Source organism: Clostridium transplantifaecale (assembly GCF_900626075.1).
In the GTDB taxonomy this organism is placed as follows: Bacteria; Bacillota; Clostridia; order Lachnospirales; family Lachnospiraceae; genus Otoolea; species Otoolea transplantifaecalis.
Genome location: NZ_UYZY01000002.1, coordinates 1,305,480 through 1,326,483 on the forward strand (window position 1 = coordinate 1,305,480; position 21,004 = coordinate 1,326,483).

Consider the following 21,004-nt stretch of genomic DNA (forward strand, 5'->3'; position numbering starts at 1 on the left):
GGTAACAGCCATGAACTTACTCAGAACCCTCCTGATTGGAGGAGACGACAATCTGGAAAAACGGAATATGGCCTGGAATATGCTGGGGAGCCTTCTCTATGCATTTGCCTCGATGGTCCTGTCGATCGTTGTCATACAGATTGTCGGCGAGGATGAGGGCGGAATCTTCAGCTTCGCATTCTCCGCCTTCGGACAGCACATGTTTATGGTTGCCTATTTCGGCATGAGGCCGTTTCACATCACGGATATCGGGAGACGCTATACATTCGGCGAGTACCTCCGTCTCCGGTTTGTAACCTGCGGCGGCGCCCTGGCATTCGGCCTGGTTTATGTGCTTTTCAACCAGGACAGCTATACTTATGTAAAAACCATGACCGTCATTCTGATGGTCTGTTATAAAGTAATCGACGGTTTCGCCGATGTGTACGAAGCGGAGTTCCAGAGAAACGGAAGACTGTATCTGACCGGCAAGTCCAACACATTCCGGACGCTTCTCTCGGCAGGCTGCTTTATCGGCTGCCTGGTGATGACCCATAACCTGGTGCTCTCCTGTATGGTTTCGGTGATTGCCCAGATTCTGGGAGTCCTGATATTCAACATTTCCGTCATCGGAGAGCTGCCGCAGGTGGACTGGAGCTGCCGGAAAGGCAGATGCAGCCTGCTGTTTCAGGAGAATTTTGTCCTGTTTCTATCGGCAATTATTGATTTCTATGTGTTTTCCGCTTCCAAATATGCGATAGAGGGAAACATGATGAACAAGGATCAGGCTATTTTCGGAGCGATATTTATGCCCACCAGCGTGATTAACCTGGTAGCCGGATTTGTTATCAGACCCTATATTACAAAGCTTTCCCTGGTATGGGAGAACCGTGAATTTGCTAATTTTGCACGGGTAGTCGGCCGTCTGGCCGCTATCATTGCGGGACTTACGGTGCTGGCTCTGGGAGGAGCGTGGTTCCTAGGCATTCCGGTGTTAAGTTTGCTGTACCCGAAGCTTGGTTATGCGCTGTCGGCCAGCCGTCTGCCGCTGCTTTTAATTATTCTGGGCGGAGCATTTAACGCCTATATCAACCTGTTTTATTATTCGCTCGTTATTATGCAGAAACGCAGGCATATCTTTGTCATTTATGCACTGGTGGCGGTAATGGCGGTGACGATTTCCGCACCGTTTGTCAGATGGATGGGAATCCTGGGCGGAGCAATGTCATACCTGATACTGATGTTTACGCTGACGGTCTGCTTCGGACTGACGGCACTCTGGTTTTTCAGAAAAGAGAGGAAGAGCGCGAAATGATTAATTTTACGGTAGGTCCTGTTCAAATGGATGAGGAAATCAGGAAAATCGGAGCGGAAGAGATTCCGTATTTCCGCACGCCTGAATTTTCTGCTCTGATGAAGGAAAATGAATCCCTGATGAACCGGTTTATGAAGGCCGGAGAGGGAGCCAGAACCGTGTTCCTGACAGGTTCCGGCACCGCGGCAATGGAAGCCGCCGTAATCAATCTTTTTACGAAACAGGACAGGCTTCTGGTTGTAAACGGAGGCAGCTTCGGCGCACGTTTCGTCAGGATTTGCCAGATCCATGGCATTCCATATGATGAAATCAGGCTGGAGGCGGGAAAAAAGCTTACAAAAGCGCATCTGGCTCCATATGAGCGCTCTGGAGATACCGGCCAGGGAGATTTTGTCCAAGAGGATTCCTGGCAGGACGATTCTGGCCGTAAAAGCTCCGGTCAGGATCCTTCCACACAGAGATACACCGGATTTCTTGTCAACGTCCATGAGACATCCACCGGAGTCCGCTATGATATGGAACTGATCAGCCGTTTCTGCCGGGAAAACCGTTTATGGCTGGTGGTGGACGCGATCAGCTCGTTTCTCGCGGATGAATTCCTGATGGAGAAATGGGGCGTGGATCTGGCGCTGACCGGTTCCCAGAAGGCCCTTGCCCTGCCGCCGGGAATTGCCGCGATCGTAATGAATGCGCGGACCGTGAAGCGCGTGGAGGAATCACGGGTGGAGTCGCTCTATTTCAATCTGAAGGACTATCTGAAAGACGGTGAGCGCGGCCAGACGCCTTTCACTCCTGCGGTTGGTATCTTAATTCAGATGAACCGCCGTCTAAAGGCGATAGAAGAAAAGGGACTTGTGGGAGAGCAGGATCAGATAAAAGAGCTGGCTAAAGATTTCAGACAGAAGATAGGAGAGCTTCCGTTTCAAATCGTCTCGGAATCGCTGTCGGCCGCGGAGACGCCTCTCGCCCCGACTGGTAAGAATGCCGACGGAAGTCCCGTATCGGCGTACCGGATATTCGAGATATTGAAAGACGAGTATGGGATTTTTGTATGCCCGAATGGAGGAGAATTGGCAGAGAAGGTTTTCCGGGTGGGCCATATCGGACATCTTACGAAAGAAGATAATCAAAAACTGGTGGATGCATTGAGAGATATGCAGGACAGGGGGCTTTTGTGAAAGTACTGATTTTAGCGGCGGGCAGAGGAACCAGAATATCGCGTTACCTTTCGGGCAATCCGAAATGTACGGTGGATATCGGGGAAGGACAGTGCCTGATCCGGTATACGGTGGAACTGCTTAGATCCAGGGGAATCCGGGAAATCGGGCTGGTTCTGGGATATAAGGCGCAGGTGATCCGGGATGTTCTGAAAGGACAGGATGTATCATTTTATTATAATCCCTTTTATGACGTTACCAACAGTATCGCTTCCGCGTGGTTTGCAAAAGACTTCCTCACAGGCGACGGCCTGCTGATTATGAACGGGGATGTCTATCTGGAGGAACGCCTTCTGGACCGGATTTTGGAGGAAAAAAAGAGTCCTGTGATGTTTGCCGACGAGAGCCGGAAGGAGACTGCGGACTATAAGTTCTATTATGAAAACGGAATTTTGAAAAAGTACGGAAAAGAACTGGAGGGCGATGATATCACCGGTGAATATATCGGAATCGGCTGCTTTTCCAGAGAATTTCTGCCCGAATTTGTGAGAAGGATGGAAGAGATGATAGACCGCCAGGAGCACTCCGTCTGGTGGGAGAATGTAATATACAGCATGACGGAAGAACAGCCTGTTTATGTGGAAGACGTGGGCGGCCATTTCTGGGCTGAGGTGGACTATATCGAGGACTACGAGCGGATTCTGGAACACAGAGGCGTGGAGAAGATTGTTAGATAGAGGTAGAAACTTTGATGACAGAGCGTTTAAAGATGAACCAAAAGAAGAATGACCATAAGGAAAGTAGTGACAGACACACAAACAGCCACAGACAGAATCTAAAAAAACTGGCGCTTACTGCACTGGTTGTGTTTGTCATGGGCATTTTTCTTGAACTTCTCTGTAACCTGCCTCTGATCCGTGCCAACGCAGGAAAGAGCCAGGGAAGTTTCGTTATCGACATGAGCCGTGTTACTTATGAAGGTTTCCACGAGGAAGAAGGAAAACTCGTATTTGATGGGGAAAGCGGAAAAATACGGGTGCCGCTTGACGGCCGGTTTGTGGGAAAGTTCTGCTATTCCTACGAGTATGACGGCCTGTTAAATACCACTGTAAAAGTGGGAGTTTACAATGATTATGGTGAACTGAGGGAGCGGGATATCCTGACGGTGGAAGACAGGAACAGCAAAAATGTGAAGAATTCCTGGATTCCGGTGGGCAAGAAGGCGGAGTATGCGGAAATCTATGTCTTCCGGGACGCTCTCGATGAGCCGGGACTTTCTTATATTGATTTCAAGGCCATGCCGCTTCATATTACAAGATTTGAGGCCGTTACGGCGCCGTCAGCCAACTGGTACAGGCTGTGTTTCTTCTGGTGTCTCTTTGGCATCGGGGCAATGCTCATTTTTTACAGGGAGTATATCGGAAAACGGATTGAGATTGGCTTTCTGATTATCTCCATCAGTGTGGGAACGCTTCTTTCCCTATCGCTTCCGGCTAATAAGGTGAGCTGGGATGAGGAGGTTCATTTTTCTCAGAGTTTCTGGATGTCTAACTACAGGACGCCGATTTCCGTATCACCGGCAATTACCCAGGAGTTTATTGCGGGGATCGACACCTGGCCCTATAATCAGCCGGGAACGGCCGAGGAGCAAAAAGAATTTGATAATTATCTGGACCAGACAGGCGATTACAGGAATGGCGGAATCACCTGGAGTGCGGATTTAAATAAAACGATTTTTACCGGGTATGCAGGGGAGGCGCTGCTTTTAAAGGCGGGTCAGCTTTTCCACCTTCCGTTTTCTCTGGTATATAAGCTTGGAAGACTGGGAAATCTTTTCATTTACTGCATCGCCCTCTATTTTGCCATAAAGAAAACACCGGTTGGCAAGGGAATTATGGTTTTCCTCGGCCTGATGCCGGAGCCGATGATGCTGGCCGGGGTCTATTCCTATGATCCGACCGTCACGGCATTTATGTATCTTTCATTTGCTTATATTCTGTCGGCAATTCTGGAGCCGGACAAAAAAATTACCTGGAAAGATTATGCGGTGATTATGCTGGCGTTCTTCTGGGGATGCAGAATTAAGGCGGTCTATGCTCCGTTACTTCTGACCGGACTTTTGATACCCGCGGATCATTTCAGGAGCCGCAGGGAAAAGCTGATTATGAAGGGCGGCATGGTTCTGCTGTGCCTGGGGCTGATGGCTTCCTTTGCACTCCCGGTAATCTTTTCACCAAGTGAGACGGGGGATGTGAGGGGCGATAACACCAGTGAGGCGGGACAGATGTCCTATGTGCTGGGACAGCCTTTTGCCTACGCAAAAATATTGATTGAAAATATCTTTCATACCCTGCCGTCCTATGTAATAGGAGAAAAATCCCTGGGGCTTTTGGGACATCAGGGAGAAGTCTCCTTCCCATGGCTGATTTATGCGGGTTCAGCGGCAGTTATCCTCACCGGAGGACAGTCCTCTTGTGGCAAACGTCTGGACTGGAAGCAGAAATTGTGGATATTCATCCTGTCTTCGGCCGCGGTTGTCCTGGTCTGGACATCCATGTATGTGATTTTCACGACGCCGGGTAATACTTATATTGACGGAGTTCAGGGGCGCTATTATATTCCGTTCCTGTTCCTGGTATGGCTGGTGCTGAATCCAAAATGGGTTACGGTCCATTTGAAAAACCAGGATTATTACGGCCTTGTGCTGGCCCTGTCAGGAGGAATGCTGCTGGCGGTCTGCTATATGAATGTGCTGCAGAAATTCTGCCTGTAACGAATCGAGAATGAAGGGAACGGAAGGAGTGAGGAAATGGAGAACGCAAAGAATAACGCAAAGAGTTACGTTGATAAGGCCCGCCCGGTGCATACATTTGCCGTCTGCGCATATAAAGATTCGCCTTACCTTGAGGCCTGCATCCGCTCCCTGAAAGAGCAGCAGGTGAAAACCGATGTGATCTGCTGTACCTCCACGCCAAGTCCCTATATCGAGAAAATCACCGGGAAATACGAGATTCCCCTGTATGTGCGGGACGGCGGGAGCAATATCAGGGAAGACTGGCTGTTTGCGTACAACAGGGCGGAGGGCGAACTGGTGACAATCGCCCACCAGGACGATGTATACAGGAGCGACTATACGAAAGAGCTTTTGAAGGCATATCAGAAATATCCCGATATGACGGTTTTTGTCAGTGACTATATGACGCTCAAGGTCACGGAGAAGGGAACGAAAACAGAGTGTTTCAACACGGTCTGGCTGGTGAAAAAAATCCTTCGGCTGCCGCTGAGATTTAAGTTTCTGTCCGGTGTGAGGCCGGTAAAACGGAGCAGTGTGATTTTCGGCAATGCCCTCTGCTGTCCGGCCTGCACTTACCAGAAAAAGATGACCGGAGAGGAGATGTTTGGCTCAAAGTATGAGTTTGCCCTGGATTGGGATAATCTCTATGAGCTGGCGGGGCGGAGCGGCCGGTTTATCTGCGTGGAAAAACCGCTGATTGCATACCGCGTCCACGAGGGAGCGACGACAAAAGCCTGCATCGAAGACAACAGACGCACCAGGGATGAGATGGCGATGTTTGAGAAGATGTGGCCGTCATGGATGGTAAAAGTTCTGATGCACTTTTATGTAAAAGCATATGATGAGTATGAATAGATTGTGGTTTACAGGCAGTATTTTGCGAGCTGCGGGGAGAAACAGAAAAAGAACCGACAGGACAGGGCCGCATGGCCGGGAGGGTAAAAGGACGAAATGAGTACTGCTGACATTAGGGAGAGCGGGAAAGAGAAGAAAGATGTACGGCGGGGGGCGGGGGCACAGGAAGTGAACCGGCATCAGGATATGGGGACAAGCCCGAGGGTAGATGTCATCATCCCTGCATTCAGGCCGGGCGATAAACTGGAGCAGCTTTTAAAGCGGCTGCTGAAACAGACTTACCGGGTGAACCGCATTATCATCATGAATACGGAGAGCCAATACTGGAATGAGGAGCGTTTTGAGCCTTTGTTTTATGAAAGTCAAACCGATATGACCCTGATTCATCTTCCGCAGGAGGAATTTGATCACGGCGGAACCAGGCATAAGGGGATTCTTGCATCGGACGCGGAAATCTGCATCTGCATGACCCAGGATGCGGTTCCTTACAACCGGGATCTGGTGAAAAATCTTGTGGCTGCTTTAACTGCACGGGATGATATCGCCGCCTCATACGCAAGACAGCTCCCGGCCGAGGACTGCCGGGTCATTGAGCGGTACACCAGGGACTTTAATTACCCGGAGGTGAGCCGGATAAAAGGGAAAGAAGATATTGCGTCGCTGGGAATCAAGACGTATTTCTGTTCTAACGTCTGTGCAGCCTATAAGAGAGATATCTATCTGAAGCTGGGCGGATTTACGCAGAGAACCATCTTCAATGAGGATATGATATATGCAGCCGCAGCTGTAAAGGCAGGATATAAAATTGCCTATGCGGCTAATGCGGAAGTGATTCATTCGCATAATTACAGCGCCGCCCAGCAGCTCCGCCGAAATTTTGATCTGGCGGTGTCACAGGCGGACCACCCGGAGGTTTTTTCGGATCTGGCGTCCGAGGGAGAAGGGATGCGTCTTGTCAAAACGACGGCCATGTGGCTGTTTCAAAATGGAAAATGGTACCTGATTCCGGAGCTTGTGATCCAGAGCGGGTTTAAATATATGGGATACCGTTTGGGAAAAGCTTACAGAAAACTTCCTGGCTGGCTGATCAGGAAGTTAACGATGAACCGGGCATACTGGAAGAAATAAAATCTGACAAACCTGAGTAACAGTTACAGACCTGATATCAAATGACGGAGGAAAAAATGGCAGAACTGCTAATTGTGATACCAGCTTATAATGAGGCAGAAAACATAGAACGCGTGGTAAACCGGCTGATAGAGGACTTCCCGCAGTATGATTACGTCATCATCAATGACGGTTCCAAGGATCAGACGGCGGCTATATGCAGGCGGAACGGTTATAATTTTCTGGATTTACCGGTCAATCTGGGGCTTGCCGGAGGTTTCCAGGCGGGGCTTAAGTATGCGGCCAGAAACGGCTACCGTTACGCGGTACAGCTTGACGGGGACGGGCAGCACAGGCCGGAATATATCGCGGCGATGAAAGAAAAGATGGATGAGGGGTACGACATTGTAATTGGCTCCCGGTTTGTGGGACAGAAAAAGCCGTTTACCATGAGAATGCTCGGAAGCAATCTGATCGAGACTGCAATCCGGATGACCACGGGCGAGGACATCAAAGATCCGACCTCGGGAATGAGAATGTTCAGCCGGAAAATGATAGAGGAATTTGCAAAGGGCCTAAATTACGGTCCGGAGCCCGACACGGTATCCTATCTGATTAAACAGGGGGCGCGCATCGCGGAGGTACCGGTTATCATGGATGAGCGCCTGCTGGGCGCCAGCTATCTGACGCCGGTCAATGCATCGAGATATATGGCTAAAATGCTGATATCGATTTTGCTGATTCAGAATTTCAGGAAGAGAGGTTAACGGATCATGACATTTATGCTGCGAATTGTTCTGATTATAGTTTCCATGGCAACCACCGCGCTGATTATGAGAAGAATCCGCCAGTCCAAACTGCAGATAGAGGATTCTATATTCTGGATCGGTTTTTCATTTATCCTGATTCTGTTCAGCATCTTCCCGCAGATACCTGCTATCTTGGCCAGGATGGCAGGAACCTATACAACGGCTAATTTTATCTTCCTGTCGGTTATTTTCCTCCTGATAGTCAAGATGTTCCATATGTCCATCAAGATGTCCCAGCTCGAAACCCGGGTAAAAGAACTGGTCCAGGAAATGGCCCTGGAAGAGAACCGGAGAACGGCTGAGAGGAGTAACAAAGCTGAGGCGGGATTAAACGCTGAATCGGAGACAGGGAAGGATGAGGATTTGATTGAGAAATGAGGACGCCGCCGTCAGGCCAGGGGCCGGGGTGGTGAGGGGGATCGATGCGTCTTTCATCCCGGGCGTCAGGATGTCGTGGGCGGGGAATCCGGGCAGAAAAAGTTCCTCCGGGAAACGCTCGCGCTCTTTGGAGTTCATTGGTACTAACCTCGAAAAGACCTCGGTAAGTACCAATGAACTCCCAGGTTCCCTCCGGAATCTTTTTCTCCCTTCTTCCCCGCAGGAAGGTTATGGCCGGGACGAAAGACTCTGCCAGGACGACTGCCCGGCCCCTGGCCTGCGGCGGCTTCGCTGTCCTCTTTCTTCAATGGGGGAGGCACTTGTCGCTGCCACTACGTTTCTCTGGATGCCGGAAAACTACATCCTGTTCAATATGAGACTATGTAAGCTTAGAATCTTTGAGCGCTTATTCGGATCCTCTTTTATGTAGCCCAAAATGCCGTTAAAATGTAAAAGAATCACGACTATATAGTGGATGCGACAATACGCTCTCCCCACTTGACGAAAGAGACAATCAGCCCCTAACGCCGGCGGACGGGGCAATAACCTTCGCTGAGTCTTCAGTCCCGCCGACAACCTGCCCGGGGAAGGAAGGAGAAAACTTTCCGAAGGGAGACCTTGGAATCCGCCGGTGCTTGATGAGGTATTTTCGAATCTAGCATCCGCTGCGCATTCCACAAGCGAGAGCGAGTCCCCGTAGGAATTTTTTCTCCTGAATTCCCCCTCACGACTACTTACAAATCGGGACTGAAGACTCATATAAAACCTCTCACCACCCCGTCCGCCGTCTTACAGAGGCGTCCTCGCATCTCAATTAAATCCCTATTGCCAGGTTCCCCCGGTAGTGATATAGTAGTTTACAGTCCGGTTTCGGCATCATACAGGATTTATCACATTCACACAAAACTGCAATGTGGAACAAAGAGCTGCACGTTTCACTGCATGATATAGAATATTATGTTAACACAGATAAAGGAGAGATTAAAATGGGAAAGATTACAGTAACCCCCTGCGACATTGAGGGACTTTACGTTATTGAACCAACGGTATTTAAGGATGAAAGAGGATATTTCGTAGAGACCTACAACCAGAATGATTTTAAAGATGCAGGGCTCAACATGGTATTTGTACAGGACAACCAGTCCATGTCCGTAAAGGGTGTGCTCAGGGGACTCCATTTTCAGAAAGAATATCCCCAGGGCAAGCTGGTACGCGCCGTACGCGGCTCGGTATTTGACGTGGCTGTGGATCTCCGTACCGGTTCAAAGACTTATGGAAAATGGTTCGGTGTAGTTCTCTCGGCAGAGAATAAAAAACAGTTCTATATCCCGGAGGGATTTGCCCACGGTTTCCTTGTCCTTTCCGACGAAGCGGAGTTCGCATACAAGTGTACGGATTTCTATCATCCGGGAGACGAAGGCGGACTGGCATGGGATGATCCGGAGATTGGAATTGAGTGGCCAATCGAGGAGGGAATGGAACTGATTATTTCCGATAAAGATAAAAAATGGGGCGGGTTCAGGGATACATTTAAATTCCAGATGTAACGCCGTTTACAACAGTTTAGCTGTAGGCTGAACTGTTTGCAGCCGTTCGGCTTTACGGGTGACTGTGAACCTGCTGTCGTTTTACGAAAGAGGAGTGAGCGGTAACTTTTACAGAAATTAGAGCGTGTTTGAAAATTGCTTTCCGTCATATGTGCAATTTTCAAACACGCTCTAGTCCGGAGGTTCTTAATGAGAGAATTGATTGCCCTTGTAAAAGGGATTGTTAATAAAAGAAAATTAATTCTGGATCTGTCTAAGGCGGATTTCAGAAAACGGTTTGTTGGCTCTTATTTCGGTATCGTGTGGATGTTCATCCAGCCGATGGTGACAATTGCAATTTACGCATTCATTTTCGGCGAACATGGTATGAGAAACGCACCGCCCGTAGAGGGAGCCACTTACGTCATTTGGCTGACGCCAGGCCTCATTCCCTGGTTCTTTTTCAGTGAGGTGCTTAACACAGGGACGAACTGTCTGCAGGAATATCATTATCTTGTAAAAAAGGTAGTGTTTGAGGTGGAGATGCTGCCTATCATAAAACTGATTTCCTGTTTTATGGTACATGTCTGCTTCCTGGTAATTATGATAGGTCTGTATCTGGTCAGCGGCTATGCGCCTAAGATTACCTGGATTCAGATTCTATACTATTCCTTTGCCGCGTCCATGTTCAGTCTGGCGCTTGTGTATTTTACCAGCGCGGTTCAGGTCTTTTTTAAGGATATGGCGCAAATCGTGGGAATCTGTCTGCAGTTTGGAATGTGGCTGACTCCGATTATGTACGATGAAGCTCTTTTTACGAGCAGGGCGGCGTGGCTTGGGATCGCCTTTAAACTGAATCCTTATTACTATATTGTAGCGGGATACAGGGACAGTATGATGACTGGAAACTGGTTCTTTGAGCGTCCCACGATGACAATCTATTTTTGGGCGGTAACGCTGATTGTTATGGTCTTTGGACTTAAGGTGTTTAAAAAAATGAGACCGCATTTTTCAGATGTACTTTAGAATAACAACGAAAAGCACGCTTCGCGAACTTTTCATTGCGACTCAATAGAAAATGCCCCTGTACCGGATTCACGGTATGGGGGCATTTGACTATCTGTATATATGGCGAGTATTCATTTCCTTGGGGCAGAACCTTACTCAATGTCCTCCTGCCTGGCAGAGCGTGCATCCGGTGGGAGTAGCGGCACAGCCGCCGAGGGCTGTTTCACGCAGTTCAACGGGAAGGCGTTTTCCGACGGAGTACATGGATGCGATCATCTCGTCCAGGGGAATTAACTGCGGGATACCTGACAGAGCCATCTCCGCGGCGATCAGGGCGTTAGCCACGCCTGCTGCATTGCGGTTTTGGCAAGGGTATTCCACCAGCCCGCCGACCGGATCGCAGACAAGGCCGAGCATGTTCATCAGAACCGTGGATGCTGCATACAGGCATTGCTGCGGTTCGCCGCCCATCAGTTCCACGGCCGCCGAGGCAGCCATGGCGGAGGCGACGCCCACCTCGGCCTGGCAGCCACCCACGGCGCCCGCTACGGTGGCATTGCGCATGGCCAGGTAGCCGATGGCTCCCGCATTAAACAGAGCGTCGATTAACCGATCGTCCGAGATATGGTATTCCTCCTGCAGGGCCAGCAATAGACCCGGTACAATGCCGGAAGAACCGGCGGTCGGAGCGGCCACAATGAGTCCCATGGAGGCGTTGACTTCAAGGACCGCCATGGCATAGGTGATTCCGCGGCTCAGAACGGAACCGCAGATATTTTTCCCTTTTGCGTGATGGACGCTGAGCTTTTTTGCCTCACCTCCGATTAGTCCGCCCATGGATTTACCAGGGCATTTGATAGGAGAGGAGGCGGATTCCCGCATGATTTCCAGCACCCGGTTCATACGGTGACGGATTGTATCGGCTGTAGTTTCGCCCAGCTCACATTCCCGCTGTCTCATTACGTCGGAGATCGGGAGATGATTGATTCTGCATAATTCCAGCAATTCTTTCGCATTTTTAAAATCCATAATTCAATTACTCCTTACAATGGAATGAAAATCAAATAGCAATTTCCAAACACTCTTTATGACTGGACGATCATGACGTCGTGTACGTGGCAATTTTCCTTCAGCATTTCCGTGACATCTTCAGGAAGGCGGCCATCCGACTCTACAATCGTGTAGGCGGTGTGTCCCTTGGATTCGCGGAAGAGTCTCATGAAAGCAATATTTACATTGCGGTCGCTCAGGCATTTGGTGATGTGGGCGGCTACGCCGGGCCTGTCCTGATGGATAACGATGACGGCGCTGTATTCGCCCGTAAATTCCACCTTCACCTGATTGATACGCACGATGCGGACCTTTCCGCCGCCCAGGGACTCTCCGCGCACCGTCATGACGCGTTCATCCTGTCCGGTCATGCGGATGTCCACCGTGTTGGGGTGAATATCCGTCTCTTCTTCATTGACTATGAAAGAAAAGTCCAGGCCGCGTTCCTTTGCAATCTGGAAAGAATCGCGGATTCGGGTATCGTCAGTTGAAAAACCCATGATACCGCCCAGAAGGGCGCGGTCGGTTCCATGGCCGCGGTATGTCTTTGCAAAGGAGCCGTAGAGCGTGAATTCCACTTTTTTAAGGGGACCTCCGACCATCTTCTGAGCCAGGAAGGCGATGACGGCCGCTCCTGCTGTATGGGAACTGGAGGGCCCGATCATGTTGGGACCCAGAACATCAAATACACTGATGAATGACATTGGTAAACCTCCCTATGCCGTTTTAGAAATAAATTTCTTATAGATAGTATCGACAATTACTCCGATTGCATTATCTCCGGAGACATTGCAGGCCGTTCCGAAGGAATCCTGAGTAATGTAGAGCGCAACCATGATGGCACAGATCGGACCTTCCGGATCGCCGGCTACGGCGCCGAAAACCATGTACAGGAAAGGAAGCGCGGTCATGATGGAGCCGCCGGGCGCGCCTGGAGATGCCACCATAGCGATGCCCAGAGTCATGATAAACGGAATCACGGTACCCAGGCTGATTGGAAGCTGGTTCATCAGACAGACTGCGGTGGCGCAGGCCGTGATGGTAATCATGGATCCGGCCATATGGATGTTGGCGCAGAGCGGTACCACAAAGTTCCGGATCTGCTCACTGACGCCGTCTGCTGCGGCACACTGAAGGTTGACCGGGATTGTAGCGGCGGAAGACTGGGTTCCAAGTGCTGTCGTATATCCGGGAATCTGATTTTTAATCAAAGTAAACGGATTCTTTTTGCTCACGGTTCCGGCAATGATAAACTGAATCAGAATGCAGATCAGGTGCATAATGATGACAACGAGGAAAACTTTCCACAGGATGCTTAAAATAGCAAATGTTTTTCCTGATTTTGTCATATCCACAAATGTTCCGCAAATGTAAAGCGGAAGGAGCGGGATGATGGCGGTATGAAGCACTTTGTCGATGATACTGGAGAAATCCTTTACAGCCTCATAAAGAGTATTGCCAATTTCCTTTCCGCGCATTACAGAAAGGCAGAGACCCAGAATAAAAGCCAGAACTACGGCTGACAGCGTGTCCAATACAGGTGTGATGGAGATGCTGAAATAGGATTCGACGGAAACTCCTGCCGTTGCGGCAATCTGATCCAGAGCCCCCTCGCTCATGAAACTTGGGAACAGGCCGGAGGAGACCAGGTATGAGCAGGAGCCGGCGATCAGAGTGGAGCCGTAGGCTAAGGCCACTGTAATAAGCAGCAGTTTTCCTGCGCCCTGAGATAAATCTGCGATTCCCATGGTCACATAGGCCAGGATCATTAACGGGATGACAAACTTTAAAAAGGTGCTGAAAAGGCCGGACAAAGTAACGACGAAGCGGCAGAAGCCCTCCGGCAGAAACTGCCCGATCAGTATGCCGACGATAATGGCAATGATGAGTTTGGGGACAAGCCCCAGCTTAAATGCTTTCTTTTCCATGATTCATGTTCCCTCCATTTTTTGGTTGTTCTGTTTGAATACTTTGACAGTGCAGCTTAACGGAGCACCCCGCGTGAAGCCTTTGGCCGGAGTTGCTCAAATTAGTGCAAATTCACGATTGACGTCGTGGTTTATGTATTATATCATGACAATATGCATGAATCAAATTCGTAGATTTCATATAGTTGTTGAAAAATATTAATAAAGGGAGGCGTCCGAATGGAGATCCGTCAGCTTGTCACTTTCATCCGAGTCGTGCAGCTTCAAAGTTTTTCCAAAGCCGCCGAAAGTCTGGGGTATTCCCAGTCGGCAGTCACAGTACAGATCCGTCTTTTGGAACAGGAATTGAATGCCAGACTCTTTGACCGGATCGGAAAACGGATCACGCTCACGGACCAGGGAAACCAGTTCTGTACCTATGCCTACAACATTCTTCATGAAGTAAACAAGGCAAAACTGTCTCTGGACAGCGACACAGAGCTTAAAAATTCCCTTCATATCGGAACGATTGAATCCCTGTGCTTCTCCAAATTCCCCCCGATTCTCCGCTACTTCAGGGAACACCATCCGAAAGTAGCCATCCGGATCACCACGGCTTCCCCGGAAGAGCTGATTGAGATGATGGAGCACAATCAACTGGATCTCATCTATATCCTGGACGAGCCACGGTATAATAACAATTGGATTAAGGTGATGGAAATAAGGGAGGAAGTAGTTTTCGTCTCTTCCCCCGCCTCTGCTCTTGCCGGACGCGGCCATTTAAGGCTGGAAGAACTGCTGGAAGAGCCTTTTTTTCTGACCGAGAAAAATGCCAATTACAGGCGTGCCCTGGACCGCTTCCTGGCGTCCAGACAGATGATCCTCTCGCCATTCCTGGAAATCAGCAATACGGAATTTATCATCCGCATGATAGAAGAAAACAGGGGCCTTTCCTTTCTTCCCTATTTTGCAGTGCAGAAGAGTGCGGAGGAACGGCGGCTGGCGGTTCTTGAGGTAGAAGATTTCCACACCGCAATGTACCGTCAGATTTTTTACCATAAAGAAAAGTGGAAGACGAAAGAGATGGATGAGTTTATACGGTTAGGGGAGATGAATCTTACATAGGGATTTAGTTGAGATGCGAGGACGCCTCTGTAAGACGGCGGACGGGGTGGTGGGAGGGTGTGTATGAGTCTTCAGTCCCGATTGGTAAGTTGTCGTGAGGGGGAATCCAGGAGAAAAAATTCCTACGGGGACTCGCTTCCGCTTGTGGAATGCGCAGCGGATGCTAAGCTCGAAAGAACCTCGCTAAGCACCGGCGGATTCCAAGGTCCCCTTCGGAAAGTTTTCTCCTTCCTTCCCTGGGGAGGTTGTCAGCGGGACTGAAGACTCAGCGAAGGGTGTTGCCCCGTCCGTCATCTTCAGGGGCTGATTGTCTCTTTCGTCAAGTGGGGTGGTGGTATTGTCGCGGCCACGATATAGTCGTAACTAGTTTACATTCTGACGACATCCTGGGCTGCATTAAAAGAGTATCAGAATAAACATTCTAAGATTGTAAGTTTCTATAGTCCCAGAATGAACAGGATGTAGTTTTCAGGCATCCAGAGCAACGTAGTGGCAGCGACAAGAGCTTCCCCCATTGAAGAAAGAGGACAGATCAGGCGCCGCAGGCCGGGGCCGGGCCGCTATCTTGGCTGAGTCTTTAATCCCGGCCATAACCTTCCTGCGTGGAAGAAGGGAGAAAAAGATTCCGGAGGGAACCTGGGAGTTCATCGGCACTTACCGAGGTATTTTCGAGGTTAGTGACCGTTATGTACTCCAACGAGCGCAAGCGTTTCCCGGAGGAACTTTTTCTGCCCGGATTCCCCGCCTACGACACCCTGACGCCCGGGACTAAAGACTCATCGATTCCCTTCACCACCCCGGTCCCCGGCCTGACGGCGGCGTCCTCATTTCTCAACTAACTCCCCACTTGATGTTTCTGAATAATATATGGAAATCTGCACACCATCATGTTACAATGAAGCTATAAGAACACGGCGTATTTTGAAGAAAGGAGTCGAATTTATGGAGAAATTGTTTCATGTGGCGGAAGAGTATATAAAAGGAATGAAGTGGCAGGACATGGCTCTTCTTAAAATCTGCCTCTGCGCTGCCGGTATTGTCATCGGGCTTACGGCTCCGAAGCGGTGGAGGAAATGCCTGCTTATATTGGCGGCGTCTGCTTTTGTAATCACCTATATTCCGCTGATGGCCAAGTTTGTTCCGGCTATGCGCAACCTTGGATGTTGCGAGGAATAGTACAAATGCGAACAAAGCAAACGTAAACAAAGCAAACGTAAACAAAACAAACGTAAACAAAACAAACGTAAACAAAACAAATCTAAACTAAGTGAAGGGTATCCCAGAAGGCTGCAGTATAGCCTGAGGGATACCCTTATTTTGATCGTTTCTGCACCGTAAAAGAAGATGCGGCCGTTAAAATAATGTATCAATTTAGACGACAAACCTTAACTTCAAAGTTAACAGCATCCCAATAATTTCCCGATACCGCCTTATATCCTATTCTTTTCTCTAAGAGTTTCATTTCAGATTAACCTCCCTTAACTTTGAATGCGATATACAATTAACCGATTCAAATGATATTGTAAATACATAAAAAAGAATTGGGAGGGATTTAGAATGAAAAGAGAAGAAATATTGCTGACTTATGAGGATGTGGATGTGGGAGACGAGTTCTTGTCGCCTTCCCGTACGGTCAGCGAATCTGATGTTTTTCAGTTTGCAGGCATCACCGGGGATTATAATGAGCTGCACACGAGTGAAGCTTTTGCCGAGACGACTCCTTACGGAACCAGAATCGTGCATGGAATGCTGACACTTGCTATTGCCAACGGTCTCTATGTCAGAATTGGTATTTTCAAAAACTCAATTTTTCTTGGAATCGATCAATGGAGGTTTTTGAAACCGGTCAAAATAGGGGATACGATTCGGCTCCGTCTTGTGATAGAAGATAAGAGGGAGACAAAAGAGGGAAAACGGGGAATCATCGGGATGAAATATGAGGTCCTGAACCAGAAGAATGAACCGGTGGCGGACGGAGTCCTGCGCCGCATGGTAGATAAAAGGAGGTCGGAGGAATGATAAAGCAGGAGCCGGACGGGAAAGACGGAAAAGTAGAGCAAAGGGCGGCGGAAAAGGAGGATAAAATAGAAGAAACGAAAGAAACGGGAGCGCTCAGCGATTTGACAATTCTGGATCTGACACGCGTTGTTGCGGGGCCGTTCTGCAGTTCCCTTCTGGGAGATATGGGAGCCAGGGTTATTAAAATCGAGAGACCCGGTACGGGAGATGACAGCAGGGCCTATGGTCCGTACGTGAACGGTGAATCCGCCTATTTTGCAATGCTGAACCGCAGTAAATACGGCATCACGCTGAACCTGAAAACAGAGGAGGGTAAAGCCATTTTTTTGGAAATGGTGAAAAAAGCCGATGTGGTGCTGGAAAATTACCGGCCCGGAGTGATGGAAAAGCTGGGACTCGGCTATGAGGAACTGAGAAAAATAAACGACCAGATTATCTATGCCGCGGTGTCTGGATTCGGTTCTTATGGCCCGTACTCGAAGCGGCCCGGTTACGATATCCTGGCGCAGGCTATGGGAGGGCTGATGAGCCTGACCGGCCCGAAGGACGGGGAACCGACCAGGGCGGGTAATGCCATGGGGGATATTCTGGGCGGAATGAATATGGCGATCGGTGTGCTGGCCGCCGTCCACGCCAGAACGCTGATTGGACATGGACAGAAGGTAGATATTGCCCTGGTGGACAGCATAGCGGTGTCACTGGAAAATGCGTTTACCCGCTACTGGGTTACCAACGAGGTTTATAAACGGAATGGAAATGCCTATGCGGCCCTGGCACCTTATGATTCCTACCGGGCCAGGGACGGACTCTGCATTATCGCCTGCGGAAACCAGAAACTGTTTGAGATTTTCAGCCGTGAAGTGGCAGGCCATCCGGAATGGATTGACGACCCGAGGTTTTTATCAAATGTGCTGCGGGTGGAAAACATGGATGAACTGAAAATACTGATCGAGGGATGGAGCAGGAGTTACACGGTGGATGAGCTTGTTTCCATGGCACTGAATGCAGGAGTTCCGGCAGGTCCCGTATATGATATCAGCCAGATTGTAAAAGATGAACATATAGCCTCAGCCAGAGACATGTTCCCCGTGGTGGAGCATCCCGTCATTGGAAAAATGCATGTGAACGGGGATGCGGTTAAGATGACGGAGACGGCGCCCCGCATCACAAAGCCCGCACCCCTGCTGGGGCAGGACAATGAGAAAATATACGGCGAGTTTCTGGGTATTACCCGGGAACGGCTCGCCGGGTTAAAGGCGGAAGGCGTCTTATAGCGGATACCGTTTCCGGCAGGAATGGCCTGGATAAAAGCTGCAGGCAAAATCTTGGAATATGGCCGCAGCGGCGTTCATGTATCTCTTTTCATCGCGGAACAGCGCCTGGACACGCGGAAAAACCGGTTCTGTGATATCAATGCAGCAGGTTCCGTCATACAGACGCGCATAGTTTGTGTATGCGGTGGCAAGGGCCACGCCGATTTTCTTCATCACCATGTAGGAGCGCATCATATAATCGCATTCAATTGCAATATGCGGAGTGAAACCGGCTCTCTCACACAGATCATCAAAGTATTTACGGGAAGAAAATCCGGGTGTGAGGGCAACAAAAGGCTCGTCCTTTACCTCGGTCAGGCTGATCTGCCTTCTCTTGGAGAGAGGGTGATCCGGATGGACGAGAAGCACGGGGGAGTCGTCATTATAAAGCAGTTCGCTGTGTTTCCAGTGAGCCGGTACATCGGTGGGACTGGCAATGACAAAATCATATTTATAAAGGCAGCCGGGATTCTGAAGTTCATCCAGGCGCAGTGAAGTGTGGGTGACGCGTATTTCCGGATGTTCAAGCTGGAAAGAAGAAAAAAGTTCAATCCAGACATTGGGGCTGGTGGTGGCGACAGAAAGAAGAATATCCCGCTGTGCCTCCATATCCCGCAGTTCGGACACTGCGTTATCCAGCGAGCTGAGCATCTGGTTGACATGTTCCAGAAAGACGTAGCCTCTGGCATTCAGGTGCAGTCTGTTCCCCTGGCGATCAAAAAGTTCCGTCCCCAGTTCCTTCTCAAGACGCGAGATGGTGGAACTTAAGGAGGGAGGGGAAATGTAGAGCTGGTTTGCAGTCTGTGTCAGGTTCTCATTCTCGGCAACTGCCTTAAAATAGCGTAATTGTAATAGTTCCATCAGATTCCTCCATACCGGTGCCGCATATCATTTACTGCTGGTGTTTTATACTGGTTTATAAACGCGAAGACGCGGAGTTTCACGCATTGTAGGGTGATATATCACCTGAATTATTATAACATAGAACAAAAATAATAGAAACACGGGAATAAAGGAAAATATAAGGAGGAAAAGTTATGTTAGCAATAGCTGGGTTACTGACTATATTGGTCGTGATGTTTTTAATCATGACAAAAAAATGCTCGACACTGGTCGCGCTGATCGCAGTTCCTATGATTGCCTGTGTCCTTGTGGGGCAGGGAGCCAGCATGGGAGGATATGTAACGGCGGGAATCAAGAGCGTAGCCGCTACCGGAGTTATGTTTATTTTCGCCGTTGCCTTTTTTGGAATTATGGGTGACGTCGGGGCGTTTGAAATTGTAGTAAACAGGATTTTAAAAATTATCGGAAAGGATCCTTTGAAAATCTGCATCGGAACACTGATTATCACACTGATGACCCATTTGGACGGTTCCGGCGCAACCACCTTTTTAATTACGATTCCGGCGCTTCTGCCTATTTATGATAAGCTAAAGATGGATCGCCGCGTACTGGCTACCGTAGTAGCGGCAGGAGCGGGAACAATGAACCTGGTTCCCTGGGGAGGACCGACAATCCGTGCGGCAACCGCACTGGAAGTATCCCTGACCGACCTGTACAATCCGATGATTATCCCTCAGCTCTGCGGTGTAGCCGCCTGTTTTACAGTCGCTGTGATGTTTGGCCTGAAGGAGAGAAAACGTTTAAAAGGGACGCTGGAATCTATCTCAGTTGAGCCTCCCAAGTTCGACGATCTGCCGGAGGAGGAGAAATCCAAACGCCGTCCGCGCCTTGTCTGGTTTAATATTCTGCTGATTGTTGTTACCATCGTATCGCTGGTAATGGAACTTCTTCCGCCCGCAGGATGCTTTATGGCCGCGCTCTGCATTGCCATGCTTGTAAACTACCGCGACCTGAAAGAACAAGGCAAGCGGATGGACGAGCATGCGGTGGCAGCCATGATGATGGCCTCCACTCTGTTTGGAGCAGGCTGTTTTACGGGTATACTCGGAGGATGCGGCATGCTGGAAGCGATGGCACAGGGCCTTTGTGATATCCTTCCTGTAGCAATTATGGGGCACATTGCAATATTCGTGGCAGTATTTTCAATGCCTCTGTCCCTGATGTTCGACCCGGACAGCTTCTACTATGCGGTACTGCCTGTCATCGCGGTAGCAGCCGAGGTAGCCGGTGTTCCGGCACTGGCCGTAGGCCGCGCCGCCATCTGCGGCCAGATTACGGTCGGCTTCCCAATCTCCCCGCTGACCCCATCCACCTTCCTCCTGACCGGCCTGACCGGAGTAGACCTGGGAGACCACCAAAAACACAGTTTTGTGTGGCTGTGGCTGATTTCATTGACAATTGTGATCGTGGCGGTTGTGATGGGAGTAATTCCAGTTTAAGGATTTAATTGAGATGTGAGGACGCCTCTGTAAGACGGCGGACGGGGGAGTGGGTGGGTGTGTATGAGTCTTCAGTCCCGGTTTGCAGGGTGTCGTGAGGGGGAATCCAGGAGAAAAAATTCCTACGGGGACTCGCTTCCGCTTGTGGAATGCGCAGCGGATGCTAGATTCGAAAATACCTCATCAAGCACCAGCGGATTCCAAGGTCTCCCTTCGGAAAGTTTTCTCCTTCCTTCCCCGGGCAGGTTGTCGGCGGGACTGAAGACTCAGCGAAGGTTATTGCCCCGTCCGCCGGCTTCAGGGGCTGATTGTCTCTTTCG

The 21,004-nt window shown here is 49.6% G+C and carries 21 protein-coding genes; 16 read left to right on the top strand and 5 right to left on the bottom strand.

The annotated features are described in order from the left end of the window. Positions 1-10 precede the first annotated feature (10 nt). From EJL91_RS11470 to EJL91_RS11505, 8 genes are all read left to right on the top strand, one after another. On the top strand, positions 11-1,294 hold the full coding sequence (locus EJL91_RS11470; RefSeq protein ID WP_125142057.1) for a lipopolysaccharide biosynthesis protein: 1,284 nt from the start codon (positions 11-13) through the stop codon (positions 1,292-1,294). Next, a complete protein-coding gene (locus EJL91_RS11475; protein WP_125142058.1) occupies positions 1,291-2,472 on the top strand; it encodes a pyridoxal-phosphate-dependent aminotransferase family protein in 1,182 nt (393 codons plus the stop codon). The genes EJL91_RS11470 and EJL91_RS11475 overlap by 4 nt, the downstream gene beginning before the upstream one ends. Continuing rightward, positions 2,469-3,188 carry a phosphocholine cytidylyltransferase family protein gene (locus tag EJL91_RS11480; RefSeq protein ID WP_125142059.1) on the top strand — a complete coding sequence of 240 codons (720 nt, stop codon included), beginning with the start codon at positions 2,469-2,471 and terminating at the stop codon, positions 3,186-3,188. The genes EJL91_RS11475 and EJL91_RS11480 overlap by 4 nt, the downstream gene beginning before the upstream one ends. Before the next feature lie 14 nt (positions 3,189-3,202). Then, positions 3,203-5,224: a DUF2142 domain-containing protein gene (locus tag EJL91_RS11485; RefSeq protein ID WP_243125313.1), complete on the top strand. Its 2,022-nt coding sequence runs from the start codon at positions 3,203-3,205 to the stop codon at positions 5,222-5,224. A gap of 36 nt (positions 5,225-5,260) precedes the next feature. Further along, the gene (locus EJL91_RS11490; RefSeq protein WP_125142060.1) at positions 5,261-6,100 is read left to right on the top strand and encodes a glycosyltransferase; all 840 of its coding nucleotides are present in this window, start codon (positions 5,261-5,263) and stop codon (positions 6,098-6,100) included. Positions 6,101-6,196: 96 nt separating this feature from the next. Further along, positions 6,197-7,228, top strand: coding sequence for a glycosyltransferase family 2 protein (locus tag EJL91_RS11495; protein ID WP_423243436.1), 1,032 nt, complete (start codon positions 6,197-6,199; stop codon positions 7,226-7,228). A gap of 56 nt (positions 7,229-7,284) precedes the next feature. Then, entirely contained in the window at positions 7,285-7,974 is a 690-nt protein-coding gene (locus EJL91_RS11500) for a glycosyltransferase family 2 protein (protein WP_125142061.1), read from the top strand. 6 nt (positions 7,975-7,980) lie between these two features. Continuing rightward, complete coding sequence (locus EJL91_RS11505) at positions 7,981-8,394, top strand: DUF2304 domain-containing protein (protein WP_243125314.1); 414 nt, start codon at positions 7,981-7,983, stop codon at positions 8,392-8,394. Here the strand turns inward: EJL91_RS11505 and EJL91_RS11510 are convergent. Next, positions 8,344-8,532 carry a hypothetical protein gene (locus tag EJL91_RS11510; protein ID WP_125142062.1) on the bottom strand — a complete coding sequence of 63 codons (189 nt, stop codon included), beginning with the start codon at positions 8,530-8,532 and terminating at the stop codon, positions 8,344-8,346. The two genes, EJL91_RS11505 and EJL91_RS11510, sit on opposite strands and share 51 nt — an antisense overlap. An 848-nt stretch (positions 8,533-9,380) precedes the next feature. On the opposite strand from EJL91_RS11510, the gene rfbC reads away from it, so the two are divergent. Both rfbC and EJL91_RS11520 read left to right on the top strand, forming a co-directional pair. Then, positions 9,381-9,941: a dTDP-4-dehydrorhamnose 3,5-epimerase gene (gene rfbC / locus EJL91_RS11515; RefSeq protein WP_125142063.1), complete on the top strand. Its 561-nt coding sequence runs from the start codon at positions 9,381-9,383 to the stop codon at positions 9,939-9,941. A 189-nt stretch (positions 9,942-10,130) separates the two neighbouring features. Beyond that, positions 10,131-10,946 (top strand): ABC transporter permease, encoded by an 816-nt coding sequence (locus EJL91_RS11520; RefSeq protein ID WP_125142064.1) that lies wholly within the window; start codon positions 10,131-10,133, stop codon positions 10,944-10,946. Positions 10,947-11,084: 138 nt separating this feature from the next. On the opposite strand, the gene sdaAA is transcribed toward EJL91_RS11520, so the two are convergent. From sdaAA to EJL91_RS11535, 3 genes are read right to left on the bottom strand one after another with little or no spacing between them, the layout of a single operon-like run. Next, the gene (gene sdaAA, locus EJL91_RS11525) at positions 11,085-11,957 is read right to left on the bottom strand and encodes an L-serine ammonia-lyase, iron-sulfur-dependent, subunit alpha (protein ID WP_125142065.1); all 873 of its coding nucleotides are present in this window, start codon (positions 11,955-11,957) and stop codon (positions 11,085-11,087) included. A gap of 56 nt (positions 11,958-12,013) precedes the next feature. Next, positions 12,014-12,682: an L-serine ammonia-lyase, iron-sulfur-dependent subunit beta gene (gene sdaAB, locus EJL91_RS11530; protein WP_125142066.1), complete on the bottom strand. Its 669-nt coding sequence runs from the start codon at positions 12,680-12,682 to the stop codon at positions 12,014-12,016. Between the two features lie 12 nt (positions 12,683-12,694). Further along, positions 12,695-13,906 carry a dicarboxylate/amino acid:cation symporter gene (locus EJL91_RS11535; RefSeq protein ID WP_125142067.1) on the bottom strand — a complete coding sequence of 404 codons (1,212 nt, stop codon included), beginning with the start codon at positions 13,904-13,906 and terminating at the stop codon, positions 12,695-12,697. Positions 13,907-14,125: 219 nt separating this feature from the next. Between EJL91_RS11535 and EJL91_RS11540 the strand changes: the two genes are divergently transcribed. The 5 genes from EJL91_RS11540 (at position 14,126) to EJL91_RS11555 (ending at position 18,303) form a co-directional block, all read left to right on the top strand. After that, the gene (locus EJL91_RS11540) at positions 14,126-15,010 is read left to right on the top strand and encodes a LysR family transcriptional regulator (protein WP_125142068.1); all 885 of its coding nucleotides are present in this window, start codon (positions 14,126-14,128) and stop codon (positions 15,008-15,010) included. A 686-nt stretch (positions 15,011-15,696) separates the two neighbouring features. Beyond that, on the top strand, positions 15,697-15,849 hold the full coding sequence (locus EJL91_RS24580; RefSeq protein ID WP_164516819.1) for a hypothetical protein: 153 nt from the start codon (positions 15,697-15,699) through the stop codon (positions 15,847-15,849). Positions 15,850-15,952: 103 nt separating this feature from the next. Further along, the gene (locus EJL91_RS11545; RefSeq protein ID WP_125142069.1) at positions 15,953-16,186 is read left to right on the top strand and encodes a permease of phosphate ABC transporter; all 234 of its coding nucleotides are present in this window, start codon (positions 15,953-15,955) and stop codon (positions 16,184-16,186) included. Between the two features lie 381 nt (positions 16,187-16,567). After that, positions 16,568-17,029 (top strand): MaoC/PaaZ C-terminal domain-containing protein, encoded by a 462-nt coding sequence (locus EJL91_RS11550; protein ID WP_125142070.1) that lies wholly within the window; start codon positions 16,568-16,570, stop codon positions 17,027-17,029. Continuing rightward, positions 17,026-18,303: a CaiB/BaiF CoA transferase family protein gene (locus EJL91_RS11555; RefSeq protein WP_125142071.1), complete on the top strand. Its 1,278-nt coding sequence runs from the start codon at positions 17,026-17,028 to the stop codon at positions 18,301-18,303. Before EJL91_RS11550 ends, EJL91_RS11555 begins: the two co-directional genes overlap by 4 nt. Here the strand turns inward: EJL91_RS11555 and EJL91_RS11560 are convergent. Then, on the bottom strand, positions 18,298-19,203 hold the full coding sequence (locus tag EJL91_RS11560) for a LysR family transcriptional regulator (RefSeq protein WP_125142072.1): 906 nt from the start codon (positions 19,201-19,203) through the stop codon (positions 18,298-18,300). The two genes, EJL91_RS11555 and EJL91_RS11560, sit on opposite strands and share 6 nt — an antisense overlap. A gap of 176 nt (positions 19,204-19,379) precedes the next feature. On the opposite strand from EJL91_RS11560, the gene EJL91_RS11565 reads away from it, so the two are divergent. Then, positions 19,380-20,684, top strand: coding sequence for a CitMHS family transporter (locus EJL91_RS11565; RefSeq protein ID WP_125142073.1), 1,305 nt, complete (start codon positions 19,380-19,382; stop codon positions 20,682-20,684). Positions 20,685-21,004: the final 320 nt, after the last annotated feature.

Bases quoted from the DNA above. Each gene is read 5' to 3' on its own strand.
- sdaAB (WP_125142066.1), bottom strand. From the start codon at position 12,682: ATGTCATTCATCAGTGTATTTGATGTTCTGGGTCCCAACATGATCGGG.
- EJL91_RS11510 (WP_125142062.1), bottom strand. From the start codon at position 8,532: ATGAACTCCAAAGAGCGCGAGCGTTTCCCGGAGGAACTTTTTCTGCCC.
- EJL91_RS11485 (WP_243125313.1), top strand. From the start codon at position 3,203: ATGACAGAGCGTTTAAAGATGAACCAAAAGAAGAATGACCATAAGGAA.
- EJL91_RS11560 (WP_125142072.1), bottom strand. From the start codon at position 19,203: ATGGAACTATTACAATTACGCTATTTTAAGGCAGTTGCCGAGAATGAG.
- sdaAA (WP_125142065.1), bottom strand. From the start codon at position 11,957: ATGGATTTTAAAAATGCGAAAGAATTGCTGGAATTATGCAGAATCAAT.
- EJL91_RS11555 (WP_125142071.1), top strand. From the start codon at position 17,026: ATGATAAAGCAGGAGCCGGACGGGAAAGACGGAAAAGTAGAGCAAAGG.
- EJL91_RS11545 (WP_125142069.1), top strand. From the start codon at position 15,953: ATGGAGAAATTGTTTCATGTGGCGGAAGAGTATATAAAAGGAATGAAG.
- EJL91_RS11550 (WP_125142070.1), top strand. From the start codon at position 16,568: ATGAAAAGAGAAGAAATATTGCTGACTTATGAGGATGTGGATGTGGGA.
- EJL91_RS11520 (WP_125142064.1), top strand. From the start codon at position 10,131: ATGAGAGAATTGATTGCCCTTGTAAAAGGGATTGTTAATAAAAGAAAA.
- EJL91_RS11535 (WP_125142067.1), bottom strand. From the start codon at position 13,906: ATGGAAAAGAAAGCATTTAAGCTGGGGCTTGTCCCCAAACTCATCATT.
- EJL91_RS11565 (WP_125142073.1), top strand. From the start codon at position 19,380: ATGTTAGCAATAGCTGGGTTACTGACTATATTGGTCGTGATGTTTTTA.
- rfbC (WP_125142063.1), top strand. From the start codon at position 9,381: ATGGGAAAGATTACAGTAACCCCCTGCGACATTGAGGGACTTTACGTT.
- EJL91_RS11490 (WP_125142060.1), top strand. From the start codon at position 5,261: ATGGAGAACGCAAAGAATAACGCAAAGAGTTACGTTGATAAGGCCCGC.
- EJL91_RS11505 (WP_243125314.1), top strand. From the start codon at position 7,981: ATGACATTTATGCTGCGAATTGTTCTGATTATAGTTTCCATGGCAACC.
- EJL91_RS24580 (WP_164516819.1), top strand. From the start codon at position 15,697: ATGTACTCCAACGAGCGCAAGCGTTTCCCGGAGGAACTTTTTCTGCCC.
- EJL91_RS11495 (WP_423243436.1), top strand. From the start codon at position 6,197: ATGAGTACTGCTGACATTAGGGAGAGCGGGAAAGAGAAGAAAGATGTA.
- EJL91_RS11500 (WP_125142061.1), top strand. From the start codon at position 7,285: ATGGCAGAACTGCTAATTGTGATACCAGCTTATAATGAGGCAGAAAAC.
- EJL91_RS11470 (WP_125142057.1), top strand. From the start codon at position 11: ATGAACTTACTCAGAACCCTCCTGATTGGAGGAGACGACAATCTGGAA.
- EJL91_RS11540 (WP_125142068.1), top strand. From the start codon at position 14,126: ATGGAGATCCGTCAGCTTGTCACTTTCATCCGAGTCGTGCAGCTTCAA.
- EJL91_RS11475 (WP_125142058.1), top strand. From the start codon at position 1,291: ATGATTAATTTTACGGTAGGTCCTGTTCAAATGGATGAGGAAATCAGG.